This window comes from Pseudomonas sp. SAS7 (genome assembly GCF_052112345.1).
GTDB classification, from domain to species: domain Bacteria; phylum Pseudomonadota; class Gammaproteobacteria; order Pseudomonadales; family Pseudomonadaceae; genus Aquipseudomonas; species Aquipseudomonas putida_Q.
Map to the genome: position 1 here is coordinate 242,145 of NZ_JBEGGO010000005.1, position 17,958 is coordinate 260,102.

A 17,958-nucleotide genomic window follows, 5' to 3' on the forward strand; every position below is an offset into this window, starting at 1 on the left:
GCCCAGGCAACAAAAGCCCCGCCCCTTTCGGCGGGGCTTTTTTATGCCTGCTGTTCCAGTACCAGGCCAGACAGGATGAGCTGCAGCGGCTCAGGCAACACCACAGGACGACCACTGGCCCGTTCGATGAACACCTGCACCACCGTACCTGCCGCACACGCCTCCGGCTCGCCCGGGCGGAACAGCGCCAGGCGGTACTCCACCGTACTACCCGCCAGACGCGTCACCCCCAAGCCCACTTCGAGTACGTCGGGGAAGCCCGGCAGCGCGTAGAAATCCGCCGCAGAACTGACCACGAATGCCGCCAGCTCGCCGTCACGCAGGTCCACCTCGGCCTGTTCGACAAGGAAGGCGTGGATAGCCGTTTCGAAAAAGCCATGCACGGTAGCACCGGCGATATGGCCGTTGACGTCGTTGTCCGAAGGGCGGGTGAGGATGGGGTGGAAGTGGTTGAAGGCACTGCGCTGAGGGGATTCGGTCATCTGTCTGGCTCTTGTCTTCGCAAATGATGCTGACAGTGAAACAGAAAATTCAGACTTTCGCTGCCTGTGGCGCCTCCCAAGGCCTGTCTAGATCCCCTGTAGGAGCGGCCTTGCGTCGCGATGGGCTGCGACGCAGCCCCGGCAATTTCTGCGTTGACACTGAGATCGTGGGGCCGCGTCGCGACCCATCGCGACACAAGGCCGCTCCTACAAAAAACCGCATGAGCCGGGAGTCAGGAACAAAAAAACCGCCCATGAGGGCGGCTTTCTTGTTACGGCTGGCTCAGCTTACAGCTGCGGGCCAGCGGCCTTGATGGCGTCGGAAACTTCGAACTTCTTGAAGTTTTCGATGAACAGCTTGGCCAGGCCTTGGGCCGCCGCGTCGTAGGCAGCTTTGTCAGCCCAGTTGGTGCGCGGGTTGAGCAGCTCGGTTTCAACGCCCGGGACGACTTTTGGTACGTCCAGGTTGATGATGTCCAGGTGCTCGGTTTCGGCACCGACCAGCGCGCCGCTCTGGATCGCAGCGATCACCGCACGGGTGGTCGGGATGCTGAAGCGCTTGCCAACGCCGTAGCCACCGCCGGTCCAGCCGGTATTGACCAGGTAGACCTTGGAGTTGAAGCCGTTGATACGCTTGATCAGCAGCTCGGCGTACTCGCCAGCCGGACGCGGGAAGAACGGTGCACCAAAGCAGGTGGAGAAGGTCGACTTGATGCCGCCGCCCGAACCCATTTCGGTAGAACCGACCAGCGCGGTGTAACCGGACAGGAAGTGGTAGGCCGCCTGCTCGTTGTTCAGGATCGAAACCGGAGGCAGAACACCGGTCAGGTCGCAGGTCAGGAAGATGACCGCGTTAGGCTCGCCGCCCAGGTTCGCTTCGGAACGCTTGGCAACGTGCTCCAGCGGGTAGGCTGCACGGCTGTTCTGGGTCAGGCTGACATCGGTGTAGTCGGCGTGCTTGTTGGCGTCGAGAACGACGTTTTCCAGCACAGCGCCGTGCTTGATGGCTTTCCAGATGACCGGCTCGTTCTTCTCGGACAGGTCGATGCACTTGGCGTAGCAGCCGCCTTCCATGTTGAAGACAACGCCTTCGCCCCAACCGTGCTCGTCGTCACCGATCAGGTAACGGCTTTCGTCGGCCGACAGGGTGGTCTTGCCGGTGCCGGACAGGCCGAAGAACAGGGTCACATCGCCTTCTTCGCCGATGTTGGCCGCGCAGTGCATTGGCAGTACGTCGGCAGCCGGCAGCAGGAAGTTCTGCACCGAGAACATGGCTTTCTTCATTTCGCCGGCGTAACGCATGCCTGCGATCAGCACCTTCTTGGCGGCGAAGTTGATGATGACGCAGCCGTCGGAGTTGGTACCGTCACGCTCAGGCTCGCACACGAAGTTGGCAACGTTGAGCACCTCCCACTGGTCGCGGCCAGCCGGGTTGAACTGCTCCGGGTTGATGAACAGGCAACGGCCGAACAGGTTCTGCCAGGCAGTCTGGGTGGTCATCTTCACCGGCAGGTAGTGCTCGGCGGCTGCCCCTACGTGAACGTAGGAAACGAAGTGATCCTGGGCGTTGTTGAACGCCTCGACGCGGTCCCACAGGGCATCGAACTTGTCGGCCGGGAACTTGCGGTTGATCGGGCCCCAGGAAATGGCGTCCTGGGTGGAAGGTTCTTCGACGATGAAACGGTCAGCCGGCGAACGGCCAGTACGGTGACCAGTCTCTACGACCAGTGCGCCAGTATCGGCTAGTACGCCTTCACCGCGTTGCAGCGCTTCTTTTACCAGCTCATCGACGCTCAGGTCGGTGTACACGGTGTTGTTGGCTTGCGTCATGAGATACCCCATCCGGCCCGAGGCCGAGTGCTCCAAACGTTTTGTAGTTGTCTTGAAAAAACTACTACAGCGAAAAAAGTGGCCGGATTATGCCAGAAACGCCCAAAAAAAGTAGGCCCCTCCTGTCGTAACCGCGCTTTTGCGCAATTCGACAGGAGATTGTCCTGTGATTAAACGTTTCAGTGGCGAGTTTCTGAGGCCACGTCAGTACCGCCACCAGCAAACAGTTGCGCCACATCACTGGCATCGAAGAAATAGCGCTCGTTGCAGAACTGGCAATCGATCTCTACCTGGCCGCCGCATTCTTCCACCAATGCCTTGGCGTCTTGTTCGCCCAGGCTGACAAGCGCATTGCCGGAACGCTCGCGCGAACAGCTGCAATTGAAGCGCAGCGGCTGGATGTCGAACAGGCGTACGGCATCTTCGTGGTACAGGCGATGCAGCAGCGTTTCGTTATTTTCAGCCCATTCTTCAGGCTTGAGGGTCTTGGCCAGGGCCACCACGTGCTGCCAGCTGTCCTCACGCTCTTCATCATCGGGCTGGCGATCACGCGGCAGCTGCTGCAGCAGCAGGCCACGGGCCTTGCCATTTTCGGCGTTGAGCCAGAAGCGCGTGTTCAACTGCTGGGACTGAACGAAGTAGTTGGTGAAGCATTCCGACAGGTTGGCGCCATCGAGGTCGACGGTACCCTGGTAGCGCTGGCCCTTGACCGGGTCGATGGTCAGGGTCAGATGGCCGTCGGGCATCAACTGCGACAGTGTGGCGTCCGCCGCGATCTGGTCCGCCTCGTAGCGGGCCATGCCGCGGATTTCACGGTCGCCGGAACACTCCACCATCAGCAGCGGAATAGGCCCAGCCGAACGCGCCTGCAGAATCAGCAAGCCATCGAACTTCATCGCGCCCACCAGCAAGGCGGTGGCGGCCATCAGCTCGCCGAGCAGCGCCTGGACCGGCTGAGGGTACTGATGACGCGACAACACTGCGGCGTAGCTGTCATCGAGAGACACCCACTCGCCGCGCACATCGCGCTCGTCGAAGATGAAACGTTGGGTGAAATCGGTATCAGGCAAATCGCTCATAGGTTTCGGCTATCTAAAAAATGATGACAAAATGGTTACAAGGGTTGTCGAGAACCTGCGAGAACCCGTGACAGAGCGCTCACAAGGCGCTCCGATTCCTGTTTGCAATAGAGGTATTTTATGGACAATCGACCACTGTTCCAAGCAAGGTGGTCCTGGGGGCCATTGGCAGCCTGTACGCTGCTTTCCGTCGCTCTACTGTGTTTCTGGTTATGGCCTTTTGGCCAGATCCTGTGCCTGACTTTCGACGAGTGGCTGTTCCACAGCCTGAATGCGCCCTTGGCCGACAACACCACCTGGCGCTACATCTGGACCGTCGGCAGCCTGCGCCCGTTCGACATCGTCGTCGGCCTGATCCTGCTGGCAGTGCTCATCCGTGGTGACTGGGTGTTCAAGGCAACTCAGGTTCGCCAGGCGTTTTTCGGCTTTCTGGTCACGCTACTCCTCTTAGTGGTGATTCGCGCGCTGTTTTCCAAGTGGGTTGATGCAGCTGGCTGGCAGCACAAGAGCCCGTCGATGATGTTCGACGACGTGGTGCACCTCAGCGACTACTACCCGAACCTGGAGGCGGCCTGGGAGCTCAAGGACCGGTCCAGCAAGAGTTTCCCGGGGGATCACGCCTCGGTGCTGCTGATCTGGGCGCTGTTCATGAGCGTGTTCAGCCGCCGCCTGGTGCAGTACCTGGTGATCTGGGGGCTGGCGGTGCTGTTCATGCTGCCGCGCCTGGTGGCCGGTGCCCACTGGGGGCAGGATGATTACATTGGCGGGTTGCTGATGGCGGTGCTGGCGTTGGGCTGGAGCTACTACACGCCGCTGGCGGCCAAGGGCAGTGAGGCGTTGATGCGGTGGACGGCGCCGTTGTTCAACCTTGCGGCCAAGTTACCGTTGGTCGGACGATTAGCGATTATCCGTTAGATCGTTGGGGCTGCTGCGCAGCCCCGGCTATTCATAGCTGCCATGCAATTGGTGAATCTGCCGCCGCTGCTTCTTGGTTGGCCGGCCATCGGTGGTCACGCCCATCGCCCCCGCCTTGCGCATTTCGGCCGCCTGCTCACGGCGCCGCACACTTTCTTCGGTTTCCTCGTACAGCGTCTGCGCTTCTGGCGCCCCGCGTCGCACAACCGACAACGCCTTCACCACCACGGTGCGTTCATCGAACCCGGTACGCAGCAAAAATTCGTCGCCCACCCGTGGCTCCTTGCCCGGTTTGCAACGCTCGCCCCGGCAATGCACCTTGCCGCTCTCGATCGCTGCCTTGGCCAGCGCCCGCGTCTTGTAGAAACGCGCCGCCCACAGCCACTTGTCCAGGCGAACCTTGTCGTCGTCTTCGGCTTTTTGTGCCATCCCGTTACCTCGGATTCTGTCTTTCATCGAACTGTACTACCTTCACATACGGATGCAAAAAGTCCCCGCCATGCTTACAGTTCACCACCTTAATCGCAGGGTGCGCTTCGTGAAGACATTTGACCATTTGAAAGTGATCGGCCTGCGTGAGTGGATAGCCCTGCCCGACCTTGGCGTGGCCGGGCTGCGTGCCAAGATCGACACCGGCGCCAGCACCTCAAGCCTGCACGCTACCGAGGTGGAACCGTTCGAGCGCGACGGCCAGCCCTGGGTCCGTTTCACTGCGCACCTGGGCTCGGTGGTGCAGTTGCGTCACCGCCGCTGCGAGGCACCGCTGGTCACCATGAAAACCATCAAGAGCTCCAATGGCCACGCCCAGACCCGTTATGTCATCCGCACGTCACTGGCGCTGGGCGATGGTGTGTGGGAGGTGGAGTTCACCCTGGCCTGCCGCAAGAGCATGCGCTACCGCCTGCTGCTCGGTTCCAGGGCCTTGATCCAGGGCCAACTGGTGGTGAACCCCGGCTTGAAGTACGTACAAGATAAACCGGCCTTTCCGGCCACCCTTTCCCCTGTCACAGGTGCTGCATGAAGATCGCTGTGCTGTCGCGCAATCCGCGTCTGTATTCCACCCGCCGCCTGGTCGAAGCCGGTACCCAGCGTGGCCACGAAATGGTGGTGATCGATACCCTGCGGGCCTACATGAACATTGCCAGCCACAAGCCGCAGATCCACTACCGCGGCAAGCCGTTGGAAGGCTTCGATGCCGTGATTCCGCGCATCGGGGCTTCGGTCACCTTTTACGGCTGCGCGGTGCTGCGCCAGTTCGAAATGATGGGGGTGTACCCGCTCAACGAATCGGTGGCCATTGCCCGCTCGCGCGACAAACTGCGCTCGCTGCAATTGCTGTCGCGGCGCGGTATCGGCCTGCCCATTACCGGCTTCGCCCACTCACCGGACGACATCCCCGACCTGATCCAGATGGTCAATGGCGCCCCGCTGGTGATCAAGGTGCTGGAGGGTACCCAGGGCATCGGCGTGGTGCTGTGCGAAACCACTCAGGCGGCCGAGTCGGTGATCGAGGCGTTTATGGGCCTCAAGCAGAACATCATGGTTCAGGAGTACATCAAGGAGGCCGGCGGCGCCGACATTCGCTGCTTCGTGGTGGGCGACAAGGTGATTGCCTCGATGAAGCGCCAGGCCAAGCCGGGCGAGTTCCGCTCCAACCTGCACCGGGGCGGCGTCGCCAGCCTGATCAAGATCACCCCTGAAGAGCGCATTACCGCGATCCGGGCGGCCAAGGTGATGGGGCTGAGCGTGGCGGGTGTGGATATCCTGCGGTCCAACCATGGGCCATTGGTGATGGAGGTGAACTCATCGCCGGGGCTGGAGGGGATCGAGGTGACCACCGGCAAGAACGTGGCCGGGATGATCATCGAGCACCTTGAGAAGAACGGCGGGCCCAATCAGACCCGGACCAAGGGTAAGGGCTGAGATTTTGGGGGCTGCCTTGCAGCCCATTCGCAGCACAAGGCTGCTCCTACAGAGGATCGCGTAACCCTTGTAGGAGCAGCCTTGTGCTGCGAATGGGCCGCAAAGCGGCCCCGGCCCTCACACGGCGTTCCGAGGTAACAGCAGCCCAAGCGGCAACCGCACCCGCGCTTCGATCCCGCCACCGGACCGGTTACGCAGCTCCACATTGCCGCCATGCTGGGCCGCGATCCGTTTGACGATCGCCAGCCCCAGCCCGGTGCCCTTGCCGCCCCGCGCCCGATCCCCACGAATGAACGGGTTGAAGATGGTCTCCAGCTCCGATTCGTCGATCCCGGTGCCACGGTCCAACACGCTCAGCACCACGTACGGTGCACTCTCGTCACCCGACACATAGGCAGCCACTTCGACGCCCTTGCCAGCATGGTGCAGGGCGTTGCCGATCAGGTTGCCCAACATGCGCTTGAGCGAAACGCGGCGCAGCGGGAACGGCGGGATTGGCTCCAGGCACAGGCGCACACGTTCTTTCGGCTGGTTGTACGGGGCCACCACTTCACGCACCAGGTCAGCTAGGTCGACCTCTTCCACCGGCTCGTCGCGGCCATCGCGGATGAACGCCAGGAACTGATCGAGGATCGCATCCATGTCCTCGATATCGCGGACCATGTCGTCACTCAGGTCGCTGTCGCTGTCCAGCAATGACAACGACAGGCGCAGGCGCGTCAACGGCGTGCGCAGGTCGTGGGAAACCCCGGCCAGCATCAGCTCGCGCTCGCGCCCGGCTTGTTCGACATCTTCGGCCATCTGGTTGAAAGCCTTGTACACCTCGGTCATCTCGCTGGGTGTATCGCTGATCGGCAGACGCACGCTGCGCCCCTGGCCCAGCTGACGCGCGGCGAATACCAGGCGCTTGAGCGGCTGGTTCAACTGGCGCACAAAAATCCAGGCAGAGGCTGTGGACAACAGGCCGATGGCCAGGAACCAACCCAGCACGTTCCAGATCTTCTGCCCACGCAGCGGGTGCGGGTACAGCGGCACTTTCAGCCAGCCGGGGCCCAGGCTTGGCGCATTGACCCACAATGCCGGCGGCGCATGAATGCGCAGCCGTACCTCGGTGTCTTCGCCCAGCTCCGCCTGCATCTGCCGTTGGTAGATTTCGCTGTAGGGCCAGTGCTGTTCACCCTCGGGCACGCCCGAGCCGGTCACGCGGATAAGGCCCGCCGCCTCGGCAATCTTGTCGCGGTTTTCTTCGTCGGCAGCCCAATAGGCGCGCAAGGTCAGCGCCACACCGTGGCTGTACTGACGGTCGACCAGCACGTCCTCGTTCATCAGCAGGTAGACCAGGGTCAAAGCCTTGCTGAACAGGACGACGATCAACACCAGCCACAGGGTGCGGGCGAAGAAACTCTGCGGAAACCAGAGCGGTGTTTTCATGGACGACGCAGCATCATTTACCTGCGTTTCCGTCTGGCACGAACACGTAGCCCACGCCCCAGACGGTCTGGATGTAACGCGGCTTGGACGGGTCTGGCTCAATCATGCGGCGCAGGCGCGAGATCTGCACGTCGATGGAGCGCTCCAGCGCATCCCACTCACGGCCACGGGCCAGGTTCATCAGCTTGTCGCGGGTCAGCGGCTCGCGGGCATGCATAACCAGGGCCTTGAGGACGGCGAACTCGCCGGTGGTAAGCATGTGCACTTCATCGCCACGTTTGAGTTCGCGGGTGGCCAGCGACAGCTCGTAGTCGCCAAAGGTGACCGACTCGTCCTCGCTGCCCGGTGCGCCCGGCACGGCAGGCGCCTGGCGGCGCAGCACAGCCTTGACGCGGGCCATCAGCTCGTCCGGGTTGAACGGCTTGCCCAGGTAATCGTCAGCGCCCAGCTCCAGGCCCTTGATACGGCTCAGCTCGTCGCCCTTGGCGGTGAGCATGATGATCGGGATCTGGTTGTTCTGCTGGCGCAGGCGCTTGCATGCGGACAAGCCATCCTCGCCCGGCAGCATCAGGTCGAGCACCACCAGGTTGAACACCTCGCGCTGCAGCAGGCGGTCCATCTGCTCGGTGTTGGGCACCGCACGGGCACGGTAGCCCTTGCTGGTGAAGAACCGTTCCAGCAGGCTGCTAAGCCCCGGATCGTCGTCGACGATGAGAATCTTGTCACCTTCAGCGGTGTTTGCGGTGCCGGTCATGAATAACTCCTCTGATTTCGCCGCGCATTATGGCGTAGCCATTGCTGCACGTTGCGTGAGCATTGTTAGCAGATTTTTCCCCCGGCGCCAGTTCCAGCTGGCTGGGCGCCATCACCGCAAGCCGATTGCGATGGGTATAATGCGCGGCTTTCATCCAGCGCCGCCGGGCGAAAAGCCCACAGGCGACCCCCGTATTCACAAATGTCAGGTGGTTTACATGGACAGCATCAACAGCCGTATCGCCGAGGAACTGGGCGTACGCCCCCAGCAGGTCGAGGCGGCCGTGGGCCTGTTGGACGAAGGCTCGACCGTGCCCTTCATCGCCCGTTACCGCAAGGAAGTGACCGGTAGCCTGGACGACACCCAGCTGCGCCATCTGGAAGAGCGCCTGCGCTACCTGCGCGAACTCGACGACCGTCGCGCCAGCATCCTGGCCAGCATTGAGGAACAGGGCAAGCTGACCCCGGAACTGGCCCGCGAAATCAAGCTGGCCGACACCAAGACCCGCCTCGAAGACCTGTACCTGCCGTACAAGCAGAAGCGCCGCACCAAGGGCCAGATCGCCCTGGAAGCCGGCCTGGGTGAACTGGCCGACGGCCTGTTCAACGACCCCACCCTGGCCCCGGAAAGCGAAGCCGCACGCTTCGTCAACGCCGAAAAAGGCGTAGCCGACGTCAAGGCCGCGCTGGAAGGCGCCAAATACATTCTCATGGAGCGCTTTGCCGAAGACGCCGCCCTGCTCGACAAGCTGCGCAGCTTCCTCAAGCAGGAAGCCGTGCTCAGTGCCCGTGTGGTAGCCGGCAAGGAAGAAGAAGGTGCCAAGTTCCGCGACTACTTCGCCCACGACGAACTGCTGCGCAACGCCCCGTCGCACCGTGCCCTGGCAATCTTCCGCGGGCGCAACGAAGGCGTGCTGAGCGCTTCGCTGAAAGTGGGCGAAGAACTGCCTGGCACCCTGCACCCGTGCGAAGTGATGATCGGCAACCACGTCGGCGTTGAAAACCGCAGCCGCCCGGCCGACAAATGGCTGGGCGAGGTGGTGCGCTGGACCTGGAAGGTCAAGCTGTACACCCACCTGGAAACCGACCTGTTCGGCGAACTGCGCGACAACGCCGAGGGCGAGGCGATCAACGTGTTCGCCCACAACCTGCACGACCTGCTGCTGGCCGCCCCGGCCGGCCCGCGCGCCACCTTGGGCTTCGACCCAGGCCTGCGCACCGGTTGCAAGATCGCCGTGGTCGACGCCACCGGCAAGCTGCTGGACTACACCACGGTGTACCCGCACGCGCCAAAGAACGACTGGGACCGCACCATTTCCATCATGGCTGCACTGTGCGCCAAGCACTCGGTGGAACTGATCGCCATCGGCAACGGCACCGCCAGCCGTGAAAGCGACAAGCTGGTGGCCGAACTGGTCAAAAAATACCCAGCGCTGAAAATTACCAAGATCATGGTCTCCGAGGCCGGTGCGTCGGTGTACTCGGCATCGGAACTGGCCGCCCGCGAGTTCCCGGACCTGGACGTGTCGATCCGTGGCGCCGTGTCGATTGCCCGCCGCCTGCAGGACCCGCTGGCCGAGCTGGTCAAGATCGACCCGAAATCCATCGGTGTCGGCCAGTACCAGCACGACGTGTCCCAGCTGAAACTGGCGCGTGGCCTGGACGCCGTGGTCGAGGACTGCGTGAACGCCGTGGGCGTGGACGTGAACACCGCCTCGGTCGCGCTGCTGACCCGAATCTCCGGCCTCAACGCCACGCTGGCACAGAACATCGTCGCCCACCGCGATGCCAACGGCCCGTTCGCCACCCGCGCAGCGCTGAAAAAAGTCAGCCGCCTGGGTGAAAAAACCTTCGAACAAGCCGCCGGCTTCCTGCGTGTGATGAACGGCGACAACCCGCTGGACGCCTCCGCAGTACACCCGGAGGCCTACCCGCTGGTGCAGCGCATCGCCGCCGACACCGACCGCGACATCCGCTCGCTGATCGGCGACAGCAGCTTCCTCAAGCGCCTGGACCCTAAGAAGTTCACCGACGAGTCCTTCGGCCTGCCGACCGTCACCGACATCCTGCAAGAGCTGGACAAGCCTGGCCGTGACCCACGCCCCGAGTTCAAGACCGCCACCTTCCAGGACGGCGTCGAAGACCTCAAGGACCTGGAGCCCGGCATGATCCTGGAAGGCGTGGTGACCAACGTCACCAACTTCGGCGCCTTCGTCGACATCGGCGTGCACCAGGACGGTCTGGTGCACATCTCGGCGCTGTCGGAGAAGTTCATCAAAGACCCGCGTGAAGCGGTGAAGGCCGGCGACGTGGTCAAGGTCAAGGTCATGGAAGTGGACATCCCGCGCAAGCGCGTCGGGCTGTCCATGCGCATGAGCGACACCCCGGGCGAGAAGGTCGAAGGCAACCGCGGTGGTAACCGTGGCAATGGCGGCAACCGCCAGCAGCAGGCCCAACGCCCGCGTGAAACCGCCACTGCCGCACCGGCCAACAATGCCATGGCCTCGCTGTTCGCCAACGCCAAGCAGTTGAAGAAGAAGTGATGGACGTACCCCGCGAATACGTCGAAAGCGCCTTCAGCCAGCTGCTGGGCTGTCGCCTGCAACGCCTGGACACAGGTGTTGCCGAGGTGGCCCTGGCCCTCGAGCCGCACTTGCGCAACCGTGGCCAGAAGCTGCACGGCGGGGCAATCTTCAGCCTGGTGGACATCGCCATGGGCCTGGCCTGCTCGGCCAGCCATGGCTTTGACCAGCAAAGCGTCACCATCGAGTGCAAAATCAACTACATGCGCGCCGTCAGCGACGGCGAAGTGCTGTGCACCGCCCGTGTGCTGCACGCCGGGCGGCGTACCCTGGTGGTGGACGCCGACGTAGTCCAGGGCGACAAGCTGGTGGCTAAAGCGCAAGGAACCTTCGCGGTTCTCTAGCCCACCAAGCCGTATCTGCGGTATTTTCAGCAGTGCGCTGGCACTGCTGGAACCGCGTAAACCAGGCGACAACGCCAGTTCCTTTCTTCCTACCCTTGTAGACCGTTATCTCTACCCCCATATTGGGGCGACTGACGCGTGAAGGAATACATCTTGAGCGAACTCCTCAACCGCCGCCTGAGCCTGCTCGGCGCCAATCTTCCCCTGCTCAAGCAGTGCCTGCACGGTATTGAGCGCGAATGCCTGCGTGTGACCGACGAAGGTCGCCTGGCCCAGACCCCGCACCCGGAAGCTCTGGGGTCGGCGCTGACCAACGAGCAGATCACCACCGATTATTCCGAGTCATTGCTGGAGTTCATCACCCCAGCCCTGCCCGACCCGGCCAAGGTGCTCGAAAGCCTCGAAGAGACCCACCGTTTCGTCTACAGCAAGCTGGGCGACGAATACCTGTGGAGCCCGTCGATGCCGTGCACGCTGCCGGCCGAGGAGGACATCCCGATCGCCGAGTACGGCAGCTCGAACATCGGCAAGCTCAAGCACGTCTACCGCAAGGGCCTGGCCCTGCGCTACGGCCGCACCATGCAGTGCATCGCCGGTATCCATTACAACTTCTCGCTGCCCGAAGCCCTGTGGCCACTGCTGCGTGAAGCCGAAGGCAGCACGCAAGACAACCGCGACTACCAGTCGTCAGCCTACATCGCGCTGATCCGCAACTTCCGCCGCTACAGCTGGCTGCTGATGTACCTGTTCGGCGCCTCGCCGGCCCTGGACAAAGGCTTCCTGCGTGGCCGCCCGCACCAGCTCGAAGAGCTGGACGCCGAAACCCTGTTCCTGCCCTACGCCACCAGCCTGCGCATGAGCGACCTGGGCTACCAGAGCAACGCCCAGGCCGGCCTCACGCCGTGCTACAACAACCTGGCCAGCTACACCGACAGCCTGCGCAAGGCCGTGGGCACGCCCTACCCGCCTTACGTTGAAGTCGGTACGCACGTGGACGGCGAGTGGATGCAGCTGAACACCAACATTCTGCAGATCGAGAACGAGTACTACTCGAACATCCGCCCCAAGCGCGTCACCTACACCGGCGAGCGGCCGATCCAGGCCCTGACCTCGCGGGGCGTACAGTATGTGGAAGTACGTTGCCTGGACATCAACCCGTTCCTGCCGGTTGGTATCGATCTGACCGAGGCGCGCTTCCTGGACGCATTCCTGCTGTTCTGCGCCCTGGAAGACAGCCCGCAGCTGGACAACGGCGAGTGCGGCCAGTGCACCGACAACTTCCTGACCGTGGTCAAGGAAGGCCGTCGCCCGGGCCTGGAGTTGCACCGCAATGGCCAGCCGATCAGCCTGAAAGACTGGGCCAGCGAGCTGATCGAGCGTATCCGCCAATTGGCCAACCTGCTCGACCAGGCGCAAGGTTCTGATGAGCACGCCAAGGCCCTGGATGCCCAGCAGGCCAAGGTCGACGACGCCTCGCTGACTCCGTCGGCCCAAGTGCTGGCACGCATGACCGAGCATGACGAAAGCTTTATCGAGTTCTCGCTGCGCCAGAGCCGTGTCCACGCCGAAACGTTCCGCGAGCAACCCCTGAGCCACGAAAAGCAGCAGGCATTCGAAACGCTGGCCCGCGAGTCGCTGGCCAAGCAATCCGAGCTGGAGCAAGACGAAGTCGGTGACTTCGACCTGTTCGTCGGCGCCTACCAGGCCAGCATCCTGGCAATCAGCAACTGATGAGCCGCACCGCCACCCCGCGCAAGCCGCGCGCCAGCAGCCAGGCCAGGATCGAGGCGATCCTGGCGGCTGCGCGGGAGCTGCTAGCCGAACAAGGGGTGGCGGCACTTTCCATCTACAGCGTGGCCGAGCGGGCACAGATTCCACCGTCGTCGGTGTATCACTTTTTCGCCAGCGTGCCGGCCTTGCTGGAAGCGCTGACGGCCGATGTGCACCGGGCGTTTCGCGAAGCCCTGAGCGCACCGATTGACAGCAGCGCGTTCAGCACCTGGCACGAACTGTCACGGCTGATCGAAGAACGCATGCTTGATATCTATAACGAGGATGCTGCAGCGCGGCAGCTGATTCTGGCGCAGCATGGCCTGAGCGAAGTGGTGCAGGCCGATCGGCAGCACGACATGGAACTGGGCGACTTGATGCACAAGTTGTTCGACCAGCATTTTCACCTGCCGGTGATGCCGCTGGATGTGGATGTGTTTGCCCTGGCCATGGAGCTGAGCGACCGGGTATATGCGCGGTCGGTGCAGCTGCACGAGGCGATCACCCCGCGCATGGCCGAAGAAGGCAAGCGGGTGTTCGAGGCGTATCTGGGGTTGTACCTGCCGCCGTTTCTGGCCAAGCGTACCAGCTGAAGTTATTGGGGCCGCGTTGCGGCCCATTCGCGGCACAAGGCCGCTCCTACAGGAGATCGCATTCCCATGTAGGAGCGGCCTTGTGTCGCGATAGGGCTGCGAAGCAGCCCCAATCTCGAGCAGCATCATAGCTTGGCGATAGACACTTCAGTCGACTTCACGAAGGCAATCACTTCGCTGCCAACCTGCAGCTCCAGCTCTTTTACCGAGCGGGTGGTGATGACCGAAGTTACGATACCCGAGGCGGTCTGCACGTCGATTTCCGACAGTACCGGGCCTTCGAGGATTTCTTTCACGGTGCCTTTGAACTGGTTGCGGACGTTGATGGCTTTGATGGTCATGATGTCATTCCTTCTCTATGGCTTCAGTCAGGTAAGTGAGTGGTTCAGTGCGCCCAACGCAGTTGCGTGGGCAGAGGGGCTACAGGGTCCGGCTCGGGCGCAGTGCCCGGGGCCGACAGAACACGGTTGAGCACTTCGCTTTCCAGCGCGGCCAGGCGGTGCGAACCACGCGCCCTGGGCCGTGCCAGGTCGACCGTAAGGTCAAGCCCGACTTCGCCGTCCTCGATCAGGATCACCCGGTCAGCCACGGCAACCGCCTCGCTGACATCGTGGGTGACCAGCAGCACAGTGAAGCCGTGCTGACGCCACAGGCGTTCGATCAGTTGCTGCATTTCGATACGGGTCAATGCATCCAGCGCACCCAGCGGCTCGTCCAGCAGCAGCAGGCGGGGCTGGTGGATCAGCGCCCGCGCCAGGGCCACGCGCTGTTTCTGGCCACCCGAGAGGGCTGCCGGCCATTCATTGGCGCGGTCGGCCAGGCCAACCGCATCCAGCGCTTCCAGCGCACGTGGGCGCCAATCACCCGACAGGCCCAGGCCAACGTTGTCGATCACCTTCTTCCACGGCAGCAGGCGTGCGTCCTGGAACATCAGGCGGGTTTCTTCACGGGCCTCTTCCAGCGGCGCAGCACCGGCCAGCAACTGCCCGGCAGTGGGCTGGTCGAGCCCGGCCAGCAGGCGCAGCAGGGTGCTTTTGCCGCAGCCGCTCCGCCCGACGATGGCAACGAACTGGCCGGCCGGAATGTGCAGGTCGATACCCTTCAACACCTCGCGCTGGCCAAAGGTCTTGCGCAGGCCATTGGAGGCCAGCGGGATGCCACGCAGCAGGCGTGGCGGCTGTTCCTTGAGCACGGTCATGCGCCCTCCTTCTTGGCCACTTGATAGGCCGGGTGCCAGCGCAGCCATACACGCTCCAGGCCGCGGGCGGCGAGGTCGGCGAGTTTGCCGAGCACGGCATACAGGACGATGGCCAGTACCACCACGTCGGTCTGCAGGAATTCACGCGCATTCATTGCCAGGTAACCGATGCCGGCGTTGGCCGAAATGGTTTCGGCAACGATGAGGGTCAGCCACATGAAGCCCAGGGCGAAGCGCACGCCTACCAGGATCGAAGGCAACGCCCCCGGCAAGATCACCTGCCGGAACAGGCCGAAGCCGGACAAGCCGTAGCTGCGCGCCATTTCTACCAGCGCAGGGTCGACGTTGCGGATGCCGTGATAGGTGTTCAGGTAGATCGGGAACAGCGTGCCCAGCGCGACCAGAAAGATCTTTGCCGACTCGTCGATACCGAACCACAGGATCACCAGCGGGATCAGCGCCAGGTGCGGCACATTGCGGATCATCTGCACCGAGCTGTCGAGCAGGCGTTCGCCCCAGTTCGACAGGCCGGTGATGAAGCCCAGTACCAGGCCGATGCTGCCACCGATGGCGAAGCCCAGGCCGGCACGCCAGCCACTGATGGCCAGGTGGGTCCAGATGTCGCCGCTGCGCACCAGCTCGACGCCGGCGCTGACCACTGCGCTAGGTGCCGGCAGGATGCGCGTCGACAGCCAGCCAGCGCTGACCGCCAGTTGCCAGACTGCCAACAGCAGCACCGGCAGCGCCCACGGCGCCAGGCGCTGGGTCAGGGTAGAGGAAGTTGCACGACTCATGGCCCGGCCCTCAGCTCTGCGACACGGACTTGGGCAGGATGTCGTTGGCCACCATCTCGCCGAACGGGCTCACGTAGCCACCGGTTTTCGGTTGCTCCGGGCGCTGAACATCAAGGTGCGGGAACAGCAGCTCGGCAACGCGGTAAGACTCTTCGAGGTGTGGATAACCCGAGAAGATGAAGGTATCGATCCCCAGGTCGGCATATTCCTTCACTCGCGCCGCGACAGTCGGGCCGTCGCCTACCAGTGCGGTACCGGCGCCGCCACGTACCAGGCCAACGCCTGCCCACAGGTTGGGGCTGACTTCCAGGTTTTCGCGGTTGCCGCCGTGCAGGGCAGCCATGCGCTGCTGGCCCACCGAGTCAAAGCGCGCCAGCGAGGCCTGGGCACGGGCGATGGTGTCATCGTCCAGGTGCGAGATCAGGCGGTCGGCGGCGGCCCAGGCTTCTTCGTTGGTTTCCCGCACAATCACGTGCAGGCGAATACCGAAGCGTACTTCACGGCCTTGAGCGGCCGCTTTTTCACGCACCTGGGCGATTTTCTCGGCAACGGCTGACGGTGGCTCGCCCCAGGTGAGGTACAACTCGACCTGCTCGGCGGCCAGGTCCTGGGCGGCCTCGGACGAACCGCCGAAATACAGCGGCGGGCGTGGTTGCTGAATCGGCGGGTAGAGCAGCTTGGCGCCTTTTACCTGGATGTGCTTGCCGTCGTAATCAACGTTTTCGCCTTCCAGCACCTTGCGCCAGATACGGGTGAACTCGACCGAAGCTTCGTAGCGCTCCTGGTGGTTCAGGTGCAGGCCATCACCGGCCAGTTCGTCCGGGTCGCCACCGGTTACCAGGTTGAACAGCGCACGGCCATTGGACAGGCGGTCCAGGGTCGCCGCCTGACGTGCTGCCACGGTCGGCGAAATGATGCCTGGGCGCAGGGCAACCAGGAATTTCAGATGCTGGGTCACAGGGATCAGCGACGCGGCCACCAGCCAGGAGTCCTCGCAGGAACGGCCGGTAGGGATCAGCACCCCACCAAAACCAAGGCGGTCGGCGGCCTGCGCGATCTGCTGCAGGTAACCGTGATCGACCGCACGTGCGCCGTCGGAAGTGCCCAGGTACTTGCCGTCACCGTGGGTCGGGAGGAACCAGAAAATGTTAAGGCTCATTGGAGTTGTCTCCTCAAGGGTGGCTCAGCCAGGGCAGCGCCCCGGCACAGGCGAATCAATCAAGGCGCGCTAGCGACCTTGGCCGGGGGTGTCCAGATCACATCCTTGATGCTCAGCGGCTTGGGTATCAGCTTGAGCGCCTGGAAGGCATCGGCAATCTTCTGTTGTGCGGCCACTACCTCGGGGGTGAGCGGTGCTGCACCGTAGCCTTGGCGCTTGACCGAGGTCAGGGTGATGTCGGCAGGCAGGCCGAGCAGCGGTGCGACCTGATCGGTCACTTCCTGCGGGTTGGCCTGGGACCACTCACCTACGGCGCGCACTTCCTCGATGAGGGTGTTTATCACCGTCGGGTGCTGGGTCGCGTAGTTGCGGGTGGCCAGGTAGAACTGGTGGTTGTCGACCAGGCCCTTGCCGTCACGCAGGGTACGCGCCTGCAACTGCTGCTCGGCGGCGGCCTGGTACGGGTCCCAGATCACCCAGGCATCGACACTGCCACGCTCGAACGCGGCGCGGGCATCGGCTGGGGGCAGGTAGACCGGCTGGATATCGCTGTACTTGAGGCCGGCGTCTTCCAGGGCGCGGACCAGCAGGTAGTGCACGTTGGAGCCTTTGTTGAGGGCGACTTTCTTGCCTTTGAGTTCCTTGACCGACTGGATTGGCGAACCCTTCGGCACCAGGATCGCTTCGCTGTGCGGCGCTGGCGGCTCGTAGGCCACATAGAGCAGATCGGCGCCGGCGGCCTGGGCAAATACGGGCGGGGTTTCGCCGGTGACACCAAAGTCGATGGAGCCGACGTTCAGCCCTTCAAGCAGCTGCGGGCCGCCGGGGAATTCGGTCCACTGCACCTGCACGCCCTGCTCGGCCAGGCGCTTTTCCAGCGTGCCTTTGGCTTTGAGCAGCACCAGGGTGCCGTATTTCTGGTAACCGATACGCAGGCTTTCGGCCTGGGCTTGGGTAATGGCGCCGAAGGACACAGCCGCCGCAAACAGGGCGACCAGACCGCGACGCAAGAAGACTGTGCGCATGGCGCTCTCCTGTGCGAATGAGGTTCGGGTTGCACCTGCTTGCCTCGTTGTCGGGCGAGTAAGGTGGTGAAGCGGGTAGT

18 protein-coding genes are annotated in these 17,958 nt (G+C 63.0%); 7 read left to right on the plus strand and 11 right to left on the minus strand.

The features are described 5' to 3' along the window. Nucleotides 1–41 precede the first annotated feature (41 nt). The 3 genes from ABI582_RS10775 to hslO form a co-directional block, all read right to left on the minus strand. Complete coding sequence (locus tag ABI582_RS10775; protein WP_442119166.1) at nucleotides 42–482, minus strand: acyl-CoA thioesterase; 441 nt, start codon at nucleotides 480–482, stop codon at nucleotides 42–44. Nucleotides 483–770: 288 nt separating this feature from the next. Then, nucleotides 771–2,312 carry a phosphoenolpyruvate carboxykinase gene (locus ABI582_RS10780; protein WP_442119167.1) on the minus strand — a complete coding sequence of 514 codons (1,542 nt, stop codon included), beginning with the start codon at nucleotides 2,310–2,312 and terminating at the stop codon, nucleotides 771–773. A 179-nt stretch (nucleotides 2,313–2,491) separates the two neighbouring features. Continuing rightward, nucleotides 2,492–3,391, minus strand: a complete 900-nt coding sequence (hslO, locus tag ABI582_RS10785; RefSeq protein ID WP_442119168.1) for an Hsp33 family molecular chaperone HslO — start codon at nucleotides 3,389–3,391, stop codon at nucleotides 2,492–2,494. A 120-nt stretch (nucleotides 3,392–3,511) separates the two neighbouring features. Between hslO and ABI582_RS10790 the strand changes: the two genes are divergently transcribed. Then, complete coding sequence (locus tag ABI582_RS10790; RefSeq protein ID WP_442119169.1) at nucleotides 3,512–4,306, plus strand: phosphatase PAP2 family protein; 795 nt, start codon at nucleotides 3,512–3,514, stop codon at nucleotides 4,304–4,306. A gap of 27 nt (nucleotides 4,307–4,333) precedes the next feature. Here the strand turns inward: ABI582_RS10790 and ABI582_RS10795 are convergent, their stop codons facing one another. Continuing rightward, nucleotides 4,334–4,735: an RNA-binding S4 domain-containing protein gene (locus ABI582_RS10795; RefSeq protein ID WP_338747467.1), complete on the minus strand. Its 402-nt coding sequence runs from the start codon at nucleotides 4,733–4,735 to the stop codon at nucleotides 4,334–4,336. 109 nt (nucleotides 4,736–4,844) lie between these two features. Here ABI582_RS10795 and rimB point away from each other — a divergent pair, with 109 nt between their 5' ends. Both rimB and rimK read left to right on the plus strand, forming a co-directional pair. Then, on the plus strand, nucleotides 4,845–5,327 hold the full coding sequence (gene rimB, locus ABI582_RS10800) for a retropepsin-like aspartic endopeptidase RimB (RefSeq protein ID WP_258654653.1): 483 nt from the start codon (nucleotides 4,845–4,847) through the stop codon (nucleotides 5,325–5,327). Next, entirely contained in the window at nucleotides 5,324–6,229 is a 906-nt protein-coding gene (rimK, locus tag ABI582_RS10805) for a 30S ribosomal protein S6--L-glutamate ligase (protein WP_012316721.1), read from the plus strand. Before rimB ends, rimK begins: the two co-directional genes overlap by 4 nt. 117 nt (nucleotides 6,230–6,346) lie before the next feature. Here the strand turns inward: rimK and ABI582_RS10810 are convergent, their stop codons facing one another. Beyond that, nucleotides 6,347–7,660, minus strand: a complete 1,314-nt coding sequence (locus ABI582_RS10810) for an ATP-binding protein (protein WP_258654651.1) — start codon at nucleotides 7,658–7,660, stop codon at nucleotides 6,347–6,349. Between the two features lie 13 nt (nucleotides 7,661–7,673). Then, nucleotides 7,674–8,414 carry an osmolarity response regulator transcription factor OmpR gene (gene ompR, locus ABI582_RS10815; RefSeq protein WP_016484407.1) on the minus strand — a complete coding sequence of 247 codons (741 nt, stop codon included), beginning with the start codon at nucleotides 8,412–8,414 and terminating at the stop codon, nucleotides 7,674–7,676. A gap of 217 nt (nucleotides 8,415–8,631) precedes the next feature. Between ompR and ABI582_RS10820 the strand changes: the two genes are divergently transcribed. The 4 genes from ABI582_RS10820 to ABI582_RS10835 all read left to right on the plus strand — a co-directional run bounded on the left by ABI582_RS10820 (nucleotide 8,632) and on the right by ABI582_RS10835 (nucleotide 13,702). Then, nucleotides 8,632–10,956 carry a Tex family protein gene (locus ABI582_RS10820; protein ID WP_258911032.1) on the plus strand — a complete coding sequence of 775 codons (2,325 nt, stop codon included), beginning with the start codon at nucleotides 8,632–8,634 and terminating at the stop codon, nucleotides 10,954–10,956. Continuing rightward, the gene (locus tag ABI582_RS10825; protein ID WP_012270050.1) at nucleotides 10,956–11,339 is read left to right on the plus strand and encodes a PaaI family thioesterase; all 384 of its coding nucleotides are present in this window, start codon (nucleotides 10,956–10,958) and stop codon (nucleotides 11,337–11,339) included. The genes ABI582_RS10820 and ABI582_RS10825 overlap by 1 nt, the downstream gene beginning before the upstream one ends. Nucleotides 11,340–11,492: 153 nt before the next feature. After that, entirely contained in the window at nucleotides 11,493–13,070 is a 1,578-nt protein-coding gene (gene gshA / locus ABI582_RS10830) for a glutamate--cysteine ligase (protein WP_442119170.1), read from the plus strand. Continuing rightward, nucleotides 13,070–13,702 (plus strand): TetR/AcrR family transcriptional regulator, encoded by a 633-nt coding sequence (locus ABI582_RS10835; protein WP_442119171.1) that lies wholly within the window; start codon nucleotides 13,070–13,072, stop codon nucleotides 13,700–13,702. Before gshA ends, ABI582_RS10835 begins: the two co-directional genes overlap by 1 nt. Nucleotides 13,703–13,827: 125 nt before the next feature. On the opposite strand, the gene ABI582_RS10840 is transcribed toward ABI582_RS10835, so the two are convergent. From ABI582_RS10840 to ABI582_RS10860, 5 genes are read right to left on the minus strand one after another with little or no spacing between them, the layout of a single operon-like run. Beyond that, a complete protein-coding gene (locus ABI582_RS10840) occupies nucleotides 13,828–14,043 on the minus strand; it encodes a TOBE domain-containing protein (RefSeq protein WP_008095172.1) in 216 nt (71 codons plus the stop codon). A gap of 44 nt (nucleotides 14,044–14,087) precedes the next feature. Beyond that, nucleotides 14,088–14,900: an aliphatic sulfonates ABC transporter ATP-binding protein gene (gene ssuB / locus ABI582_RS10845; protein WP_019472320.1), complete on the minus strand. Its 813-nt coding sequence runs from the start codon at nucleotides 14,898–14,900 to the stop codon at nucleotides 14,088–14,090. Beyond that, complete coding sequence (ssuC, locus tag ABI582_RS10850) at nucleotides 14,897–15,694, minus strand: aliphatic sulfonate ABC transporter permease SsuC (protein ID WP_016484401.1); 798 nt, start codon at nucleotides 15,692–15,694, stop codon at nucleotides 14,897–14,899. The genes ssuB and ssuC overlap by 4 nt, the downstream gene beginning before the upstream one ends. A 10-nt stretch (nucleotides 15,695–15,704) precedes the next feature. Beyond that, entirely contained in the window at nucleotides 15,705–16,853 is a 1,149-nt protein-coding gene (gene ssuD, locus ABI582_RS10855) for an FMNH2-dependent alkanesulfonate monooxygenase (RefSeq protein ID WP_400616671.1), read from the minus strand. Nucleotides 16,854–16,912: 59 nt separating this feature from the next. Beyond that, on the minus strand, nucleotides 16,913–17,878 hold the full coding sequence (locus ABI582_RS10860) for a sulfonate ABC transporter substrate-binding protein (RefSeq protein WP_442119172.1): 966 nt from the start codon (nucleotides 17,876–17,878) through the stop codon (nucleotides 16,913–16,915). Nucleotides 17,879–17,958: the final 80 nt, after the last annotated feature.

Coding starts and splice junctions, on each gene's coding strand:
- ABI582_RS10775 (WP_442119166.1), bottom strand. CDS start 482: ATGACCGAATCCCCTCAGCGCAGTGCCTTCAACCACTTCCACCCCATC.
- ABI582_RS10780 (WP_442119167.1), bottom strand. CDS start 2,312: ATGACGCAAGCCAACAACACCGTGTACACCGACCTGAGCGTCGATGAG.
- hslO (WP_442119168.1), bottom strand. CDS start 3,391: ATGAGCGATTTGCCTGATACCGATTTCACCCAACGTTTCATCTTCGAC.
- ABI582_RS10790 (WP_442119169.1), top strand. CDS start 3,512: ATGGACAATCGACCACTGTTCCAAGCAAGGTGGTCCTGGGGGCCATTG.
- ABI582_RS10795 (WP_338747467.1), bottom strand. CDS start 4,735: ATGGCACAAAAAGCCGAAGACGACGACAAGGTTCGCCTGGACAAGTGG.
- rimK (WP_012316721.1), top strand. CDS start 5,324: ATGAAGATCGCTGTGCTGTCGCGCAATCCGCGTCTGTATTCCACCCGC.
- ABI582_RS10810 (WP_258654651.1), bottom strand. CDS start 7,660: ATGAAAACACCGCTCTGGTTTCCGCAGAGTTTCTTCGCCCGCACCCTG.
- ompR (WP_016484407.1), bottom strand. CDS start 8,414: ATGACCGGCACCGCAAACACCGCTGAAGGTGACAAGATTCTCATCGTC.
- ABI582_RS10820 (WP_258911032.1), top strand. CDS start 8,632: ATGGACAGCATCAACAGCCGTATCGCCGAGGAACTGGGCGTACGCCCC.
- ABI582_RS10825 (WP_012270050.1), top strand. CDS start 10,956: ATGGACGTACCCCGCGAATACGTCGAAAGCGCCTTCAGCCAGCTGCTG.
- ABI582_RS10835 (WP_442119171.1), top strand. CDS start 13,070: ATGAGCCGCACCGCCACCCCGCGCAAGCCGCGCGCCAGCAGCCAGGCC.
- ABI582_RS10840 (WP_008095172.1), bottom strand. CDS start 14,043: ATGACCATCAAAGCCATCAACGTCCGCAACCAGTTCAAAGGCACCGTG.
- ssuB (WP_019472320.1), bottom strand. CDS start 14,900: ATGACCGTGCTCAAGGAACAGCCGCCACGCCTGCTGCGTGGCATCCCG.
- ssuC (WP_016484401.1), bottom strand. CDS start 15,694: ATGAGTCGTGCAACTTCCTCTACCCTGACCCAGCGCCTGGCGCCGTGG.
- ssuD (WP_400616671.1), bottom strand. CDS start 16,853: ATGAGCCTTAACATTTTCTGGTTCCTCCCGACCCACGGTGACGGCAAG.
- ABI582_RS10860 (WP_442119172.1), bottom strand. CDS start 17,878: ATGCGCACAGTCTTCTTGCGTCGCGGTCTGGTCGCCCTGTTTGCGGCG.